Raw genomic sequence first — 17,089 nt, 5'->3', positions numbered from 1 at the left:
GTCTCTACTGTTAGCCAATATTCGCTCTTTTTTGCCAGCAAATTTATCAGCAAAGTTGTCAGATACAGCTTTGACGGGAATTATTGCAGTTTTTGCCGTGATTCTGGTTTGGACAACTTCTACTGTTTTGACTAGCAAACCTACTGAAATCGCCACTGCTCCCCCTCCCCCTACTCCCTCCATTTCCCCCACTCCAGAAGTAGCCCCTCCTGAAGAAGCGCCTCCACCAAGCGTAACTACTCCACCAGAAACGCCACCACCAATTGCAGAAGAACCCACCCCACCAGAGGAAATCACCCCACCGCCACCGCAAGAAGAACCAGAACCAGAAATCACTCCTACGCCGACACCAACACCAACTCTCGTGTTAACACCAGAACAAACTTTGATTGCAACGATTGAAAATCAAGTAGCAGAAATTAGCGATCGCTTTGCCTCTGGACTCATACAATCGATACAAGCAAACTTTCTCACTAGCAGTCTAAATATTAAAATTAGTGATGATTGGTACACCCTTAAAGAATCTCAACAAGACAAACTAGCAGCAGAGATTCTCCAACGTTCTCAAGAATTAGACTTTACCCATCTAGAAATTACCGACTCTCAAAATAGGTTAGTAGCCCGTAACCCAGTTATTGGTACTGAGATGGTGATTTTTAAACGACGAGCGTAATATGGGGAGATGAGGAGAATAACCACTAACTACTAACTACTAACCACCAACCACCAACAACTAACTAAAAACTGGTTCCGGCTGAATTGGTAGCCAAACGGTAAAAACTGAGCCAACACCTACGGTCGATTCTACCTCAATTCGACCCCGATGCAGTTCCACAAGTTGTTTAGTTAACGCCAAACCTAGCCCAGTACCTTCGTAACGGCGACGATAGGGTGTATCGAGTTGGTGAAATTTTTCAAATAGTAGTGGTAACTGCTCTTGAGGAATGCCAATACCAGTATCTTCGATTTGAAACACAGCTGTATCGTCTTCCACCCACAACCGTAAAGTGACGTTACCACCTTCTGGTGTGAATTTTATCGCATTAGTTAGTAGATTCCACAATATCTGCTCGACTCGTCTGACATCAGCACTAAAGCGATCGCGTTGTTGATCTATAAGTAAATCTAGCTTGAGATTGACTTGCTGACTTGTTGCTTTTTCTAGCAGCGATGCAACTGTCTTTTTGGCTATTTCTGCCAAAGAAAATTCTGTAATATTTAAAACTGCCTTACCTGCTTCTATCTGTGATAAATCCAGAATGTCATTAATCATTTCTAAAAGATGTTCTCCACTATTGTGGATGGTTTGCAGGTATTCTCGCTGTCGCTGATTTAACTCTCCAAAAGACCAACGCAGTAAAGTTGAAGACATACCTATTACGTGAGTCAAAGGCGTGAGCAATTCATGACTAATGGTAGCTAAAAATTCACTTCTGAGGCGACTAGCGGCTTCAGCAGCAACTAAAGCGTCATGCAGTGCCATTGTGCGCTCAATCACTCGTTGCTCAAGACTTTGTTTTTCTTGGGTGAGCGATCGCGTTAACTCAGCTTGGTGAATGGCGATCGCTAATTGTTCGGCAATAGAAGTCAGCAAGCTTTTTTCATTCTCAGTCCAATGGCGTGGAGTATGGCACTGATGAGCAATTAATAGCCCCCAAAGTTCGTCTTCAAACACAATTGGCGCTACGAACTTAGCCCGGACTTTGATATTCCTTAAAAAACTCAAAAAACACTCTTCCAAAGCATAAGTTTTTTCGACATCATCCACAGCGACAGTAAAGCCTTGGCGATATTTTTCCCAACATGGGGAATTAGGCGCAAAGCAATGGTCTTCTTGATAATTTAACACCGAGGGGATGTCATCCTTAGCGCGGGATTCGTAAATAATACAACTCGAATGTTGTACTAAGCTGGATGAAGATGAAAACCCAAGGGTATGATTATTAACTTCACCAAAATTGGGAATTCTCAGACTAAACGCCTCATTATTTGGTGATTGCTGATTTTGCTCTCTAAATTGGAATGTTACATAATCGCTAGGTAAATTTTCTGGAGGATATAACTTGACAGATAAATTACTTTGAGGGTTAAATCTCTCAGAGCGATCAAAAAGCTCTACTTCTTGTGGATGAATTAGCTTACAGATGACTAATCGATCTAATTCCAAAAACTTCTGTACCTGCTCAATTGCTGTCACCATAATTACCGACAAATCCAGACTTTGGCGGATCTGAGTTGTTACCTGATTTAACAGCCGCTCTTGAGCAAGTTGTTTTGTGAGGGCATCTTCTACTGGTTTACAAACAGAAACATCAGGAGTTGTTGAGACTTGTTGTGGTTCTGCGATCTCCTGGTTAATCTGTGGTAGGAGAACTTCTAACAATAACAACGTGAATTGACTTTGGAGTTTAACATCATTAGGAGCGAGAATTTGACGATAATGTTCAATTTTGTGGTATTGCTGAGAATCACATCCGAATAATTCCTGCAATTTCACTGTAAAGGAGGCGATCGCCTGAGAATCGAATGTCAAATGCACATTCAGCTTTGAGTCAGGAAACTGCCTTTGCTGTGTATGAGTTTCCTCCTCAATCGCGTGCGGGGTTTCCCAAAGTTGATGAGATTGGCCTGTGACTGGCGTAGAGTAGAGAATTTTTCTTTGCTTTCCCGACTCTACAAACTCCGTCATTTCCTCTGATTTACCCACTAATAGCGCACTAAACCCCTGAGAAATGACAATCGTAAACTTTTGCTTTTGCCATTCATCTGGGACGCTAAACTGCGTCAACACAGCTTCTGTGAGAACCATAGATTCACTTCCCACTGCTTGAGCCATTTGCTCTAACAATTCACCAAGTTGATTAAATACATTTGTAGGCAAGGTGCGAGAAAAGCTCAAGTCGGAAGAATTAAGCATGTTCAAAAATTATTTAAGAGAGGCTGGATGCAGTTGCTCAATAACTTTTTATTTTCTTCTAACCAACAGTTTAAGACGTTAATACAGAAATATGCATCGTATTAGTACCACCTCAGGAGGTTGGAACCCTCAGTCAGAAGGTGTAAGTTTTATAGAACAAACTCCAGCTCCGTTTGTACTACTTACGGCTGCTGATACCGATATTCAAACTCTCGCAGCTGCGGTTCCCCACTTAAGCGCAACATTTCCTGAGTTTAGAGTTGCTAACCTATTGAACTTGCAGCATCAAATTAGCATTGATACTTATGCTGAGCAAGTTTTAGAGCTTGCCCAAGTAATTGTTTTGCGCTTGCTAGGAGGGCGTTCCTACTGGGCCTATGGGTTAGAAGTAGTCCAGGAAATTGTGCAACGTAATGGTACAACCCTAATTGTAATGCCAGGAGATGATGCTCTCGATCCTGATTTAATCTCTCACTCTACTTTACCCTTAAGTACTGTTAACCAAATATGGCGTTATTTCAGTGAGGGTGGTGTAGAAAATATCGTCAATGCTTTGGAATTTATCGCCGATACTTGCCTGTTGACTTCGTTTAATCCACCACCTCCCAAGTCAGTTCCACGTGTCGGTTTGTATCCTTGGCAAGGGGCATCGGGCATCGGGCATCGGGCATCGGGCAATGGGCAATGGGCATCGCTCAGAAAACCAATCCCCATTGCCCCTAATCCCCACTCCCTGCGGTTGTGGGGGCCCCGAGTTCCCCAATCCCCTAAAGTCGGCATCCTCTTCTACCGTGCCCATTATCTGGCGGGAAACACGAAGGTAATCAATGCTTTGTGTCAAGCCTTGGCACAGCGAAATTTAGAACCAGTACCAGTTTTTGTTTCTTCGTTACGTGAAATCGATGTCCAACAAGAGTTGAGCGAGTTTTTCCAACCTAAAGACTCAAACCAAATTGCCTTGCTGCTGAATACAACCAGTTTTTCTCTAGCACGATTGGAAACAGAAGTACCTCAAATCGATCTGTGGCAAAAGTTGGATGTGCCTGTATTGCAGGTGATCCTCTGTGGCGGATCTTTGGAACACTGGCAGTCCCAGTTTCAGGGGCTTGCACCCCGCGATATCGCGATGAATGTGGCACTGCCAGAAGTCGATGGACGGATTATTAGTCGGGCTGTGTCTTTTAAGGCTGTGCAAAATCGGCATCCTCAATTAGAAACTGATGTGGTGGTTTATGAACCCGTGCGCGATCGCATTGAGTTTGTCGCCGAACTAGCAGCTAATTGGGTACGCCTGCGTTCTAAGCCGCCCCAAGAACGGCGCGTAGCTCTAATTTTGGCTAATTACCCCACCCGCGATGGGCGTATTGCCAATGGTGTAGGTTTGGATACTCCAGCTAGTTGCGTGGAAATTATCAAAGCTTTATCTGACGCTGGGTATGAGGTGGAAGACATGCCTAATACTAGTGACGAATTAATACAACGTCTTGCTGCTGGGGTAACGAACGATCCAGAAGGTAGGGAGTTGCGTCCGGTGTGGCAAAGTGTTTCTACCCAGGAGTATCAGGAGTATTTCGCTTCTTTGCCGGAAGGTGTGCAAAAAGGTATTTGCGAAAGATGGGGAAGTGTTTTTGAAACGAACCACAAAGACACGAAGGACACGAAGGAAGAAATAGAGAAAGAAAATAATTATAATTTTCCCCCCTCTCCCCCTTGCCCTCTCCCCCACTTTTTCCCCATTCCCGGTATTCAACTCGGTAACATCTTCGTGGGAATTCAGCCTGCGCGTGGCTATGATATTGACCCCAGTTTGAATTATCATGCGCCAGATTTGGAACCAACCCATGCTTATTTAGCTTTTTATTACTGGGTGAGGAAATGTTTCGGCGCGGATGCTGTTATTCATGTAGGCAAACATGGAAATCTTGAATGGCTACCAGGTAAAAGTGTGGCTTTATCGAGTAGTTGTTATCCAGAAGTGGCTTTGGAGGCGCTGCCACATTTGTATCCGTTTATTGTCAACGATCCTGGTGAGGGTTCACAAGCTAAACGTCGCGCCCAAGCGGTAATTGTGGATCACCTGACGCCGCCGTTGACTCGTGCAGAACTATACGGTGCTTTGCAACAGTTGGAAAATTTAATTGATGAGTATTATGAAGCAGAAAGTTTAGATCCACAACGTTTGCCTGTAATTTGCGATCGCATTCGAGAACTGGTTGTTAAAGAAAATCTTCACTGTGATTTGGAAATCGGGAATAGGGTTGGGGGAATAGGGAAACCAATTACCAATGACCAATTACCAATTACCAAAATAGACGGTTATCTTTGTGAGTTGAAAGAAGCTCAAATCCGCGATGGTTTGCACATTTTTGGGCAATGTCCAACCGGAAGGCAATTACGAGATTTAATTGTAGCGATCGCCCGTCATCCCAATCGCCATCATATCGGGATTACCCGTGCCATAGCTCAAGATTTAAGCTTAGATTTTGACCCCTTGACAGCAGATTTCAGCACTCAGCTATCAGCTAACAGCTGTAAGATTCTACTGGAAAAATTTCAGCGTACCTGTTACACTATCGGCGACGCAGTTGAAGTTTTAGAAACACACGCCGCTAAACTCGTAGAAAATCTCATCACTCCCCCCATCACCCCTACCCTACGGGAAGCCGCCCGGAAGGCGTCTACACCCCATCTCCCCACCTCCTCTATCCTCCACTGGATACACTCCCACCTCCTTCCTTGTTTGCAACAAACCCACCAAGAAATAACTCACTTGCTGCGTGGACTGGACGGTAGGTATGTTCCCAGTGGCCCTGCTGGCGCGCCTACGCGGGGGCGTCCGGAGGTTTTGCCTACTGGGAATAATTTTTACTCTGTCGATATTCGCGCTATTCCTACAGAAACAGCTTGGGATGTTGGCAGAAAAGCAGCTGAAACTCTAATAGAATGCTATACTCAAGAGCATGGGGAGTATCCAAAAACACTGGGATTATCCATGTGGGGAACAGCCACAATGCGGACTGGTGGTGATGATATTGCCGAAGCTTTGGCTTTGCTGGGTGTGCAGCCTGTTTGGGATGGTGCAGCACGGCGAGTAGTGGATTTTGAAATTTTGCCGCTGTCAATTTTGGGACGGCCCCGTGTGGATGTGACATTACGGATATCTGGGTTTTTTCGAGATGCTTTTCCTAATTTGATAGATTTATTTGACCAAGCAGTGGTAGCAGTGGCGGCGTTGAACGAACCACCAGAACAAAATCCTTTAGCAGCGCAAGTTCATCAAGAAACAGATTTTTGGACAAGACAAGGTTTGAGTTTAGAAGAAGCACAAGTGCGATCGCGCTATCGGATCTTTGGTTCTAAACCAGGTGCTTACGGTGCTGGATTACAAGGCTTAATTGAATCGCAAAACTGGATAGATGACCAGGATTTAGCACGCGCCTACATTAACTGGAGTTGCTACGCCTACACCTCAAGAAGAGGGGGTGAGGGAGAGAGAGGGAGAAAGAGAGAAGAGGGGAATGATCGCAACAATTCTTCCACTTCCCCACTCCCCCACTCCCCCAGTCCCCCAGTCCCCCACTCCTCCCTACAGGGAATTTCTGCTCCTGAAGCTTTTGAGCAACGTCTAGCGCAGATGCAAGTTGTGCTGCATAATCAAGACAATCGCGAACACGACATACTCGATTCCGATGATTACTATCAATTTCAAGGTGGTTTAACAGCGGCAGTACGTTCTGTACAGGGACAAAATCCCCAAACTTATTTTGGTGATAATTCATTAGGTGCTAAACCGCGAGTCCGCCGACTAAAAGAAGAAATCGCAAGAGTGTTTCGTTCTCGCGTAGTAAATCCTAAATGGATAGCAGGAGTTATGCGCCATGGTTATAAAGGTGCATTTGAAATGGCGGCTACGGTAGATTATTTATTTGCCTATGATGTCACAACCAAATGTGTGGAAGATCACATGTATGAGGGAATAGCACAGGCGTACTTATTCGATGCCGCTGTCAGTGAATTTATCCAGAGTAAAAACCCCCATGCACTGCGTGATATTGCTGAGAGATTATTGGAAGCAAACAAACGCGGTTTATGGGAAAATGCAAGTATACTGACACTAGAACGTTTGAGAAACTTAGTTCATCAAGCCGAAGCGATAATAGAACAAAAATAACCTGATGTATTAAAGTGGTGTAGGAAAAATCTATGGACAATCTTGCGTATTTGCACGTAGCTTTTGCATACGAAGAATCTCCATCCAGTGAATTGATTTCCTTCAGTTCTTTATTAAAGAATGCACCAGCACCTGAGTGGAGACGTCTTTCTGGCAAGGCTTGGAAGCATATGCTCCCCCTTGTTCTGGCATTATCTATTCTGAGTATTGTTGGTAGTGCTTTTGCACTAGAAAGAGGAGATCAAGGCCCTTCTGTTCGCTACTTGCAACAACGATTAAAAAATGCAGGCTTTTATGAAGCTCCCATTACACAAGTCTATGACTTTGATACTGAAGCTGCTGTTCGGCGCTTTCAAAGATCTGCTGGCTTAAAAGTGAATGGTGTCGCAGGATCAACCACCCTACAAAAATTAGATAACTGGCAGCAAGGTACAGTAAGTCGTCAAGGCAAAAAAACCAGTACTGCGAGTACCCAAACTCCAAAACTCAGTACTGTCAGTACTCAAACTCGAACAAGCAGTACTGTGAAGACTGCAACTACTAAACGCCGTAGTTCCAATTTATTGCGGAAAGGTGATGAAGGCGAAGCAGTCAGAACTTTACAAGAACGGTTACGAATAGCAGGTTATTATTACGGTAAAGCTACGGGAATATTTGGTCCAATTACCGAAGAATCTGTGAAGCGATTTCAAGAAGCTTACAATTTAGACGTTGACGGTATTGTTGGGCCAGCAACACTCCGCAAATTACCAGGAGTTGGCGTTGGTTATGGAGACGAAACACCCAAAAAAGTTAAAAATGTAGATAATCTCAGCGAAGGCGATCGCGGTGAAGCTGTCAGAGTTCTTCAGGAACAGCTAATTAAAGCCGGATATTTACAGGGAGAGCCAAATGGCTACTACGGGCCCTACACCGCAGAGGCTGTACAGCGGTTTCAAGCTGATAATTCCTTGACAGTAAGTGGTGTTGCAGGCCCAACTACCCGAGCCAAATTGCACAGTGTAGTGAACTCTACTTCCAAAAGCGAATTTAATACTCTGGAGATTCAAAGGCGACTACAGACGCGCGGCTTTTATAAAGGACCTCTAAATGGGGTGATGGGGGATGATACCAAGCGAGCTATTAAACAAGCTCAAGAATTTTATGGCATCAGCCTCAGTGACGTGAGAAGCGGAAGCTTCTAGCATCCGCTTGCCTGTATATGCTCACAGCCAACTGAAAATTACTCAAAGTTTCCCCTGTATAAGTCAATGTCAGCACCTGCCCTAATTAACAACCCAGGTGCTAAATTGGCATCAATGCCCGTTGGCACTTAGGACAAATCGCATGGATTGTTAGCTGGCAATCAAGAAGTTGATAGCCTTCTTTTTGGGCAGTTTTCGCACCAATTTTTAAAATAGAGTCGTTTTTGAACTCTATAGTCGTGTTGCACCTTACGCAAATCAGATGATGGTGATGATGGGGATAGGGCTGGTTCAATTCATAATGTTTATGGCCCTCTCCCAGTTCTAGTTCTCGCAAAATTCCCATCCGTGCCATCAACTTGAGAGTGCGATAAATAGTTGACAGGCTGATTCCTTCACCATCAGCTTCTAGCCGATGATACAAATCCTCAGCACTGAGATGTTCACCTTGCGGAAGATCCTGAAAAATGTGTAGAATTGTTTCTCGCTGGGGAGTTAATCGCCAGCCGCGTTCGTTAAGTTCTGCCTTGAGTGAAGTTGCTGTATAGACCGTCATACTAATTTTTCTCAACAAACCCTGTCAGCTGAGAATATAGCAAAACTTGAGGGTAATTTGCAACAAAGGTTGCTTATTGCGAATATTTGCTAAATGCTATGGGACAAGTTATGAAAGATTGATCGGAAATAAATATGAGTGCGATCCCCGTACTGAAAAACTCCTAAATAAAGCTGCGTTTCAGTTACAGTTCTATATAGATGCAAATAATTTGCCATAAGTTAATGAGAGGCTTTAAGAACGGGGATCAAAAATAGTTGGTTGTTGGTTGTTAGTTGTTAGTTGTTTGGAAGCACCACTAACTAACAACCATCAACAATCAACAATGAACCATTGACTAACTAAGAGACTCCAAATAGTCACGGATCAGGTTGCGCCGCTTCGGTTGGCGTAGCTTTTGCAGTGCTTTGGATTCAATTTGGCGTACTCGTTCCCGTGATAGGTCAAGAGCACGTCCGATTTCTGCCAGCGAGTAAGGATGACCATCTGCTAGTCCAAACCTCATCAGAATTACATCTCGTTCGCGGCTTGTTAAATCTGCCAAAAGATTCTGCAAGTCTCTTTGTAAAGATTCTCGCATTAACATATCCTCTGGTGTAACGCCGTCTGTTTCAAGCAATTCACCTAACTCTGTGTCTTTATCTTTACCAACTTTGGTTTCCAAAGAAACAGAGCGAGGCACTCTTAATAATACTTCCCGTACTTGGGCAGGTGTCATTTCTAACTCTTGTGCCAGATCTTCAAGAGTCGGAGTGCGACCTTTTTCTTGGGCAATTTTACGTTGAGCTTTTTTGATTTTGTTCAGCTTTTCTGTAATGTGAACAGGTAAGCGAATTGTGCGGCTAGAAGTAGCGATCGCCCGCGTGATTCCTTGACGAATCCACCAGTAAGCGTAAGTGCTGAAGCGATAACCTTTGGTTGGGTCAAATTTCTCTACTGCTCGCTCCAAGCCCAGAGTACCTTCTTGGACTAGATCTAACAATTCCAAACCGCGATTTTGATACTTCTTAGCAACAGATACAACTAGACGGAGGTTTGCCTTAATCATGTGTTCTTTGGACTGGAGTCCATCACTTTGAATTTTTTCCAGTTCCTCCACAGTCAACTTGGCAATTTCAGCCCAGCGCCGTTTTCCCTGTCCTAAAATTTGCTTGAGCTCGAACACGTCTACACCAGCAGCACGAGCCCACCGTTCTATAGAAGGACGATGTCCCAGTTCCGATGCCAGACGCTCCTGAATTTCAATTACCCGTAGATAGGGTATGAGTATTTCATCTCCTTGCTTGGCAGCATTAGACAAAACTATCCGCATCCGCAAGTAGCGCTGAACTTTTTGAGCTTCTGAAACCTCTTCATCCCGCCCTAACAGCCGAACCCGACCAATTTCCTGAAGATATAGACGTACCAAGTCTGTGCTGCGACGGTTCGCACCAACAGCAAAGCTAGTAGGGTCGGAAGAAACCATCTCCAACTCTTCCAGATCGTCTACTGGCAGTGCAGTTTCATCGAGTGTCAAATCCGGGTCGAACATTTGGGGGGATTGTTGGGATTCGTAGGCGGCATCTGCGTAAAAAGATGTTGCTGGCATAAGGATCGTCTCAATGGCTCCAGGTAACAATAGATTACGGTGAGTCAGCGCTGCAGGAGGGGAGGCAGTCCGGTGGACGGGTTCCCCGGCATAAAGGAACTGCTGTTTTCCCTCCGTAGGCGACTGCGTAGACGCCCCCGGGCGGCTTCTCGTAAAGTACCCGAAGGGTCAGCTAATCAACTGTTGCTATTGTTCCCGTGATTTACGAAGAACTAACACGGTTTACGGTGACCTTATAGGTTTTTTTGAAAAAAAGCCTACCGGTTTCATTTATTACATCTCCAAAACTCAGCTGCTCGGCTTCTCTCCCAATTGAACCAATAGCTATTCAAAGGCAAAGCCAGACTAGAAATCGCAAACCTCTTGGTCAAGATTTGAACTTTGATTTATCTTGACCGTTACTTTTGTAACGTGGTATAAACATATATTCAGTGGAAAACTTGTTTATCACAGCATAGTCATATCTACATAGCTATGCAGGTAATTTCCTGAAGGTTTGACAATTTTTCGTCAGGGTTTGTTGGGAATTGGTAAGGGTTAGTGGATAGTAGTTAGTGGTTAGTGGGAAGGACAACTACTAACCACTAACCACTAACTACTAACAAATTTAGTAGTTATATTCCGGCTTAATATCTCGTAGCATCAGTTCCTCAAGCGCCTGTCGAGGAGTGATTTCACCTTGGAGTAAGCGATACAGTTGTTCGGTAATAGGCATGGAAATGTTTTGCTGCTTGGATCTCACCATCAAAACCTCAGCGGTGTTAATTCCTTCAGCAGTTCCTTGTAAGTGAGCGAGAATTTCTGTGAGGGTTTTGCCACAAGCGAGTTGGTAGCCAACTTGGTAATTGCGACTCAAAGGACTATTGCAAGTAGCAAGCAAATCGCCTAAACCAGATAAACCATAGAATGTTTCCGGCTTTGCACCCCAATGGACACCGATGCGAACCATTTCTGTTAGACCACGGGTGACTAAAGCAGCTTTGGCATTGGTTCCTAACTGCAAGCCATCACATACACCAGCAGCGATCGCAATTACGTTTTTCAACGTTCCCCCCAGTTCCACTCCCAAGGGATCGGCATTGGTATAAACCCGAAAACGATTGGAAGAAAACACCAACTGCACAACCTCAGCAGCACTGGTGATACTGCTGGCCACTACCGTTGCAGCTGGTAATTCCTGTTGAATTTCTTGAGATAAATTTGGACCTGAAAGGACAACTACTGGATTTTTGGGGAAAGCTTCTTGCCAAATTTGCGATGGTGTGCAGGTTGTCTGGAGATCTAGGCCTTTCGTCGCTGTGACAAAAATTATTTCTTGAGAAAAGGGTAAAGACTGTACTTGAGAGATAACGTCTCTAACACCCTTCATCGAAACAGCTGACAGAATAATATCTGCACCTTCTAGCACTGCTGCCAAAGTTTCCGAACCCCGGCGCGACCACAGGCGTACTTGATGGTCGTTGGCTGTCGCCACAGTTGCCAAAGCACTTCCCCAAGCACCCGCACCCAGAATTACTACTGATTTTGGATTTGTCATTTGTCAAGAGTCAAGGGTCAAGATAAAAATTATGAATTATGAATTATGAATTATGAAATTTTCAGCATTCAGCATTCATCATTTTCACCTATTCCCAATTTCCCCATCTCCCCATCCTCATTTGCGGGGATAACGCTGCATCAATTCCCTGACTTGTTCAGCATGATATGAGCTTCTTGTCAAGGGTGAAGAGACAACTTGTAAGAATCCTAATTCTTCTCCGAATGACTTCCAAGCAGCAAATTGGTCTGGGTGGATAAACTGATCTACTTTTAAGTGTTTTTGAGTGGGTTGGAGATATTGTCCAATCGTCAAAATATCACAATCTACTGCGCGTAAATCTCGCATGACTTGGCGAATCTCCTCATCAGTTTCGCCCAGCCCGACCATGATACCGGATTTAGTATAAATAGAAGGCGCAAGTTGACGCGATCGCTTTAGTAATTCCAGTGTGCGATCGTAATTGCCTTGAGGACGGACGCGGCGATACAAACGCAGAACTGTTTCCGTATTATGGTTAAGAACTTCTGGTTGGGCTTGGAGAATTAACTCCAGCGCTTCCCAGTTACCGCACAGGTCAGGAATTAATACTTCGATAGTGGTTTTGGGTGAGATAGTGCGAATTGCTTCTATACAACGGCTAAACTGCAACGCACCCCCATCTGGCAAGTCATCTCGGTTTACAGAAGTGATCACCACATGATTTAGTTTCATGCGACGCACAGCTTCTGCCAGTCGTGGGGGTTCGGTAGGGTCTAGGGGTTTGGGTTTTTTCTCAAAGTCAATATCGCAGTATGGACAGGCACGCGTACAAGCTGGCCCCATAATCAAAAACGTTGCTGTACCAGCATTGAAGCACTCACCAATATTCGGACAGGACGCTTCCTCGCAAACAGTATTCAGGGCTAAATCCCGTAAAATTTCTTTAACATTACCAACACGCTCCCACTGAGGTGCTTTTACTCGTAACCAGTCTGGCTTAACAATCACAATTTGCTATCACCACTTTCAACTTATTAAAGTTAATGTTAGCAAGGTTCCGACAAAGGCTGAAGTATGAAGGAAAATCCCTTCTCTAACCTTTACTCTAGTGCTTAGCGTAGCCTTCATTTGAAATTTATCAAAGTTTGTGATAATTTCTATATATAGTGGCAATGATAGTGCCGGGATGTAGCGCAGCTTGGTAGCGCACTTCGTTCGGGACGAAGGGGCCGCTGGTTCGAATCCAGTCATCCCGATTTAATTTTGTTGTACATTAAAGAATTATTGTCCAGTTTTAAAGAATTAATGTTCCAAAGACTGGTATTCAATTGGGCTGAAATTAGCGAGCGTGATTAGCTGAGTGAACAACAGGCATTGGAAGAATACAAGGGGCAGCAAGGCAATGAGCGAGGGTTTCGGTTTCTCATCAGGATTTAAAAATAGCCCTTGCTTGTGCTTCCAGCGTGCGGTTCATCTGTTGGTTCAGTTCGATCTTGTCGTCGAGTGATGAAAAGATATGGGCGATCGCCCTTCAGAGACTGCTAATGTAGCAAGCAATTTGCTGATAGAGTTTCCCTACTCGCGTAAAAGCGCAGATAAAGAAGTTTTTTTGCGAATATCCATCATGCTTGCTAAAGATTCTTTATTGTCCTTATTGAAATTTTCTTCTGGTGGCAAAACTGTTATTACTGGTTGTGATTGTTCTGGCTTGGTAGTAGAGGATTTGGGAAGTGAAGGCGGTATAAAATTTGGCAAGTTTTTAGGAGGACGCGGTTCTTGTTTTTGGTGACGGCGTCCTTTTATGTATGATTGATGGCGGTTAAATTTTTTGTGAACTTTTTTTTGCCAGACTGGATAATTAAGCAGCTTAACTACTATAAAGCATCCACTCGCACAACTCATGACGATCGCACCCACCATCCACAAAGGGATGGAACTATTGGCTACATTTGTAGTTTCAGAAGGTGTAGGAATGGATGAATCTAAATCTACATGTTGTATAAATTCTGGTTCTTTACGTTCTACACGCCCTACGTGACCAAGACTGTATAGGGCAACAGTACCACTACTGAGAAAAAGTGTTAGCAGCCCACCTAAAAATAGCCAAGGACATTTTGCAAACAGGTGTATCAGAGAGTTTTCACTTATTTGTAGTTTAGACTTATTTGTTACAGTTTCAGTTGCGGATGCTTGCACTTCCGATGACTGCTGTACACTCTGAGTATTTTCCATGACTACTTTCAGATTTTTACCCCTCATCTCCTTGATTGTACTGGAGGAGTCAGCGATCGCGTATCCGTAGTAGAATCTCGGTTATCGGTAGCCATTTTATAAAGTTGAGGCTACTCAATCCGACATTTTCTCTAAAAAATAGTATCTTTTATTACTTCAATCAGTGCGATTGGGAAAATAAGTATTCCTATTCCATGACTTCTGGTGAAGAGTATCTTTCAACAGCCAATTGAATCAATTGGTCAACTAATTCTGGAAAGGAGACACCACTACGATCCCAGAGTAGAGGATACATACTCGTCGCTGTAAAACCCGGTAGAGTATTGATTTCATTAATCAATACTTCACCTGTGGCTTTCACGTAGAAAAAGTCTACCCTGGCTAATCCAGCAGCATCAACGGCTGCAAAAGCTTGCAAAGCCATTTCTTGAATTTGACGGGTAACAATATCAGGTACTGGTGCAGGTATGACTAAATCTGCTTTACCCTCTGTATATTTAGTTTCATAGTCGTAAAAATCACTTTTGTAAGTAATTTCACCGACCACAGAAGCTTTAGGTTGGTCGTTGCCTAAAACAGCACATTCCAATTCTCGGGCTACAACTCCAGCTTCGATAATAATGCGGCGATCGTAACTAGCAGCATTATCCAACGCTGCTTCTAATTCTTGCCGCGATCGCACTTTGGCAATTCCTACCGATGAACCTAAATTTGCAGGTTTGACAAAGCAGGGATAATCCAAAGTTGCTTCAATTTCATCGCACAGTTTCGGAAAAATACAAGGATTTGACCAAATTTGGGAACGATTCACCACCTTGTATTTTACTTGCGGCAGTCCAGCTTGGGCAAAAGCCATTTTCATGGCAATTTTATCCATTCCCAGTGCCGAACCCAATACCCCAGAGCCAACAAAAGGCACTTGCATCAAAGTCAGCAAGCCTTGAATTGTACCATCTTCACCGTTAGGACCGTGGAGAATCGGAAACCAAACTTCCACTTCCCCAACTTGCGAGGGAGATTGCCAACGACTCAGAGATTGGGTATCTGTAACTGATAACTGCGAACTATTACTATTTGATTGAGGATCGGAGGCAGAGTTAGGTAGTTGCAGCGGCTTTCCTGATTCTAAAACTTGTTGCGGCACTTTCCCTGCCAGCCAGCATCCATCTTTTTGGATGTAGAAAGGCAAGATTTCGTACTTGCTAGCATTTTGCCCTGAACTCAAAGCTTTGGCGATCGCCCGTGCTGAACTGATCGATACTTCATGTTCTCCTGAACAACCACCGAACAGCAACCCTACCCGCAGCTTTGTCATTTGAACATACCTCCACACCTTAAATGCAGATAGCGTATCACAACATGTTGGGGAATGGGGAATCGGTATCAGGGATCGGGGATAGGTGAAAATTATGAATGATGAATGCGATTGGGCTGAAAATTTCATAATTCATAATTCATAATTCATAATTTTTATGCCCCGATCCCTAGTTCTTACACTGGCAGCAACTCCGCCACCTCTACCGGTTCACCCGTCAAGCTAAAAGCACGTACTTCGGTAATTTTGACCTTCACTAACTTACCTTTGAGTTCGGTGATATCACCAGTAAAGAAAGTCAGGCGATTGGTGCGCGTACGTCCCATCACTTGCGTTTTATCTTTGGGATTTTGGTCTTCTACTAAAACTTCTTCGATGCGTCCCATATAACGCTGAGAACGCTCAGCTGCTTTAATAGCAACTAGGTGGTTAAGTCGTTGCAGGCGATCGCTTTTTACCTCTTCACTGATTTGTTCTTCCCACACTGCTGCGGGTGTTCCCGGACGTGGAGAATAAGCGGCAGTATTCAACTGATCAAAACCAATATCATCTACCAGTTTGAGAGTATTTTCAAACTGTTCTTCCGTTTCCCCAGGAAAACCAACAATTGCATCAGCACTAATCGCCGCATCCGGCACATACTCACGTATTTTGTCAATAATCCGGCGATATTTCTCGTGAGTGTAACCCCGCGACATGCGTTTTAACACCTCGTTATCCCCCGATTGGAAAGGAATGTGAAAGTGTTCGCATACCTTAGGTAATTCCGCACAAGCCCGAATCAATCGTTCAGTGAAATAACGAGGATGGCTAGTAGCAAATCTTATTCTTTCTATCCCCGGAACATCATGGATATAGTAAAGCAAATCCGTCAACGTATGCTTGTGCCTACCTTCCGGCGTTACCCCTGGCAAATCCCGCCCGTAGGCATCAATATTTTGACCTAGAAGCGTCACTTCCTTATAACCCAGCCGTCCCAGTTCTACCATTTCTGCCCGAATTGCCTCCGGTGTGCGAGATTGTTCCACACCCCGGACATTGGGAACTACACAATAGGTACACCGTTCATTACAGCCATAAATCACATTCACCCAAGCCGTCACCTTGCTATCCCGGCGCGGCTTGGTGATATCCTCCATAATGTGAATTGGCTCCGTTGCCACAACTTGGTTGCCGTCAAATACCTGTTGCAGCAAATCCTTCAGACGGTTAGCATGTTGCGGCCCCATTACCAAATCTAATTCCGGCACCCGTCGCAACAGCGATTCTCCCTCCTGCTGGGCAACGCAACCAGCAACAATTAACGTTAAATCTGGTTGTTCATGCTTGCGCTTCGCCTGTCTACCAAGATAAGAATATACCTTTTGCTCAGCATTATCCCGGATAGTACAAGTATTATAAAGAATTACATCAGCGTTATTTGGGTCTTCTGACCACTCAAAGCCCATGTCTTCTAAGATGCCAGCCATGCGCTCTGAGTCAGCCTTATTCATCTGGCAACCGAAGGTAGTAATGTGATAACAGCGGCGTGAAGTTGTCATGGGCAATTATACTTAAACACTAAAATTAAAAGGTTTTCTTTAATTGTATTAACTCTAGCTACCAAT

General features: G+C 44.2%; 11 protein-coding genes and 1 tRNA gene. 4 read left to right on the top strand and 8 right to left on the bottom strand.

Annotated features, from left to right (window positions below; all coding sequences use genetic code 11):
• A partial coding sequence (locus HXY43_RS22515) for a hypothetical protein (RefSeq protein WP_290888049.1) occupies nt 1-673 on the top strand: 673 nt, incomplete at its 5' end.
• Nucleotides 674-733: 60 nt separating this feature from the next.
• On the opposite strand, the gene HXY43_RS22510 is transcribed toward HXY43_RS22515, so the two are convergent.
• A complete protein-coding gene (locus HXY43_RS22510) occupies nt 734-2,917 on the bottom strand; it encodes a GAF domain-containing sensor histidine kinase (protein WP_290888046.1) in 2,184 nt (727 codons plus the stop codon).
• Nucleotides 2,918-3,008: 91 nt separating this feature from the next.
• Between HXY43_RS22510 and cobN the strand changes: the two genes are divergently transcribed.
• Both cobN and HXY43_RS22500 read left to right on the top strand, forming a co-directional pair.
• Nucleotides 3,009-7,088 carry a cobaltochelatase subunit CobN gene (gene cobN / locus HXY43_RS22505; protein WP_290888043.1) on the top strand — a complete coding sequence of 1,360 codons (4,080 nt, stop codon included), beginning with the start codon at nt 3,009-3,011 and terminating at the stop codon, nt 7,086-7,088.
• A 32-nt stretch (nt 7,089-7,120) separates the two neighbouring features.
• On the top strand, nt 7,121-8,272 hold the full coding sequence (locus HXY43_RS22500; protein WP_026735412.1) for a peptidoglycan-binding protein: 1,152 nt from the start codon (nt 7,121-7,123) through the stop codon (nt 8,270-8,272).
• Nucleotides 8,273-8,372: 100 nt separating this feature from the next.
• Here the strand turns inward: HXY43_RS22500 and HXY43_RS22495 are convergent, their stop codons facing one another.
• The 4 genes from HXY43_RS22495 to lipA form a co-directional block, all read right to left on the bottom strand.
• Entirely contained in the window at nt 8,373-8,828 is a 456-nt protein-coding gene (locus HXY43_RS22495; RefSeq protein ID WP_290888040.1) for a Fur family transcriptional regulator, read from the bottom strand.
• Nucleotides 8,829-9,165: 337 nt separating this feature from the next.
• Nucleotides 9,166-10,416, bottom strand: coding sequence for an RNA polymerase sigma factor SigC (gene sigC / locus HXY43_RS22490; protein WP_290888037.1), 1,251 nt, complete (start codon nt 10,414-10,416; stop codon nt 9,166-9,168).
• Between the two features lie 607 nt (nt 10,417-11,023).
• Nucleotides 11,024-11,953: an NAD(P)H-dependent glycerol-3-phosphate dehydrogenase gene (locus tag HXY43_RS22485; RefSeq protein WP_290888035.1), complete on the bottom strand. Its 930-nt coding sequence runs from the start codon at nt 11,951-11,953 to the stop codon at nt 11,024-11,026.
• Nucleotides 11,954-12,070: 117 nt separating this feature from the next.
• Nucleotides 12,071-12,943 (bottom strand): lipoyl synthase, encoded by an 873-nt coding sequence (lipA, locus tag HXY43_RS22480; protein WP_026735408.1) that lies wholly within the window; start codon nt 12,941-12,943, stop codon nt 12,071-12,073.
• Nucleotides 12,944-13,117: 174 nt separating this feature from the next.
• Between lipA and HXY43_RS22475 the strand changes: the two genes are divergently transcribed.
• Nucleotides 13,118-13,191 (top strand) — tRNA-Pro (locus tag HXY43_RS22475).
• Nucleotides 13,192-13,510: 319 nt separating this feature from the next.
• Here HXY43_RS22475 and HXY43_RS22470 read toward each other — a convergent pair.
• The 3 genes from HXY43_RS22470 to miaB form a co-directional block, all read right to left on the bottom strand.
• On the bottom strand, nt 13,511-14,167 hold the full coding sequence (locus HXY43_RS22470) for a hypothetical protein (protein WP_026735406.1): 657 nt from the start codon (nt 14,165-14,167) through the stop codon (nt 13,511-13,513).
• Between the two features lie 187 nt (nt 14,168-14,354).
• Entirely contained in the window at nt 14,355-15,482 is a 1,128-nt protein-coding gene (locus tag HXY43_RS22465) for a D-alanine--D-alanine ligase family protein (protein WP_290888028.1), read from the bottom strand.
• 176 nt (nt 15,483-15,658) lie between these two features.
• A complete protein-coding gene (gene miaB / locus HXY43_RS22460) occupies nt 15,659-17,023 on the bottom strand; it encodes a tRNA (N6-isopentenyl adenosine(37)-C2)-methylthiotransferase MiaB (RefSeq protein WP_290888025.1) in 1,365 nt (454 codons plus the stop codon).
• Between the last annotated feature and the right edge of the window lie 66 nt (nt 17,024-17,089).

It is taken from the genome of Fischerella sp. (assembly GCF_013388695.1).
GTDB lineage: Bacteria > Cyanobacteriota > Cyanobacteriia > Cyanobacteriales > Nostocaceae > PCC9605.
Note: the sequence above shows the minus strand (reverse complement) of the source record. Positions and strands in the feature narration are given on the sequence as shown.

Bases quoted from the DNA above. Each gene is read 5' to 3' on its own strand.
- HXY43_RS22500 (WP_026735412.1), top strand. From the start codon at position 7,121: ATGGACAATCTTGCGTATTTGCACGTAGCTTTTGCATACGAAGAATCT.
- HXY43_RS22470 (WP_026735406.1), bottom strand. From the start codon at position 14,167: ATGGAAAATACTCAGAGTGTACAGCAGTCATCGGAAGTGCAAGCATCC.
- HXY43_RS22465 (WP_290888028.1), bottom strand. From the start codon at position 15,482: ATGACAAAGCTGCGGGTAGGGTTGCTGTTCGGTGGTTGTTCAGGAGAA.
- miaB (WP_290888025.1), bottom strand. From the start codon at position 17,023: ATGACAACTTCACGCCGCTGTTATCACATTACTACCTTCGGTTGCCAG.
- cobN (WP_290888043.1), top strand. From the start codon at position 3,009: ATGCATCGTATTAGTACCACCTCAGGAGGTTGGAACCCTCAGTCAGAA.
- sigC (WP_290888037.1), bottom strand. From the start codon at position 10,416: ATGCCAGCAACATCTTTTTACGCAGATGCCGCCTACGAATCCCAACAA.
- HXY43_RS22510 (WP_290888046.1), bottom strand. From the start codon at position 2,917: ATGCTTAATTCTTCCGACTTGAGCTTTTCTCGCACCTTGCCTACAAAT.
- HXY43_RS22485 (WP_290888035.1), bottom strand. From the start codon at position 11,953: ATGACAAATCCAAAATCAGTAGTAATTCTGGGTGCGGGTGCTTGGGGA.
- HXY43_RS22495 (WP_290888040.1), bottom strand. From the start codon at position 8,828: ATGACGGTCTATACAGCAACTTCACTCAAGGCAGAACTTAACGAACGC.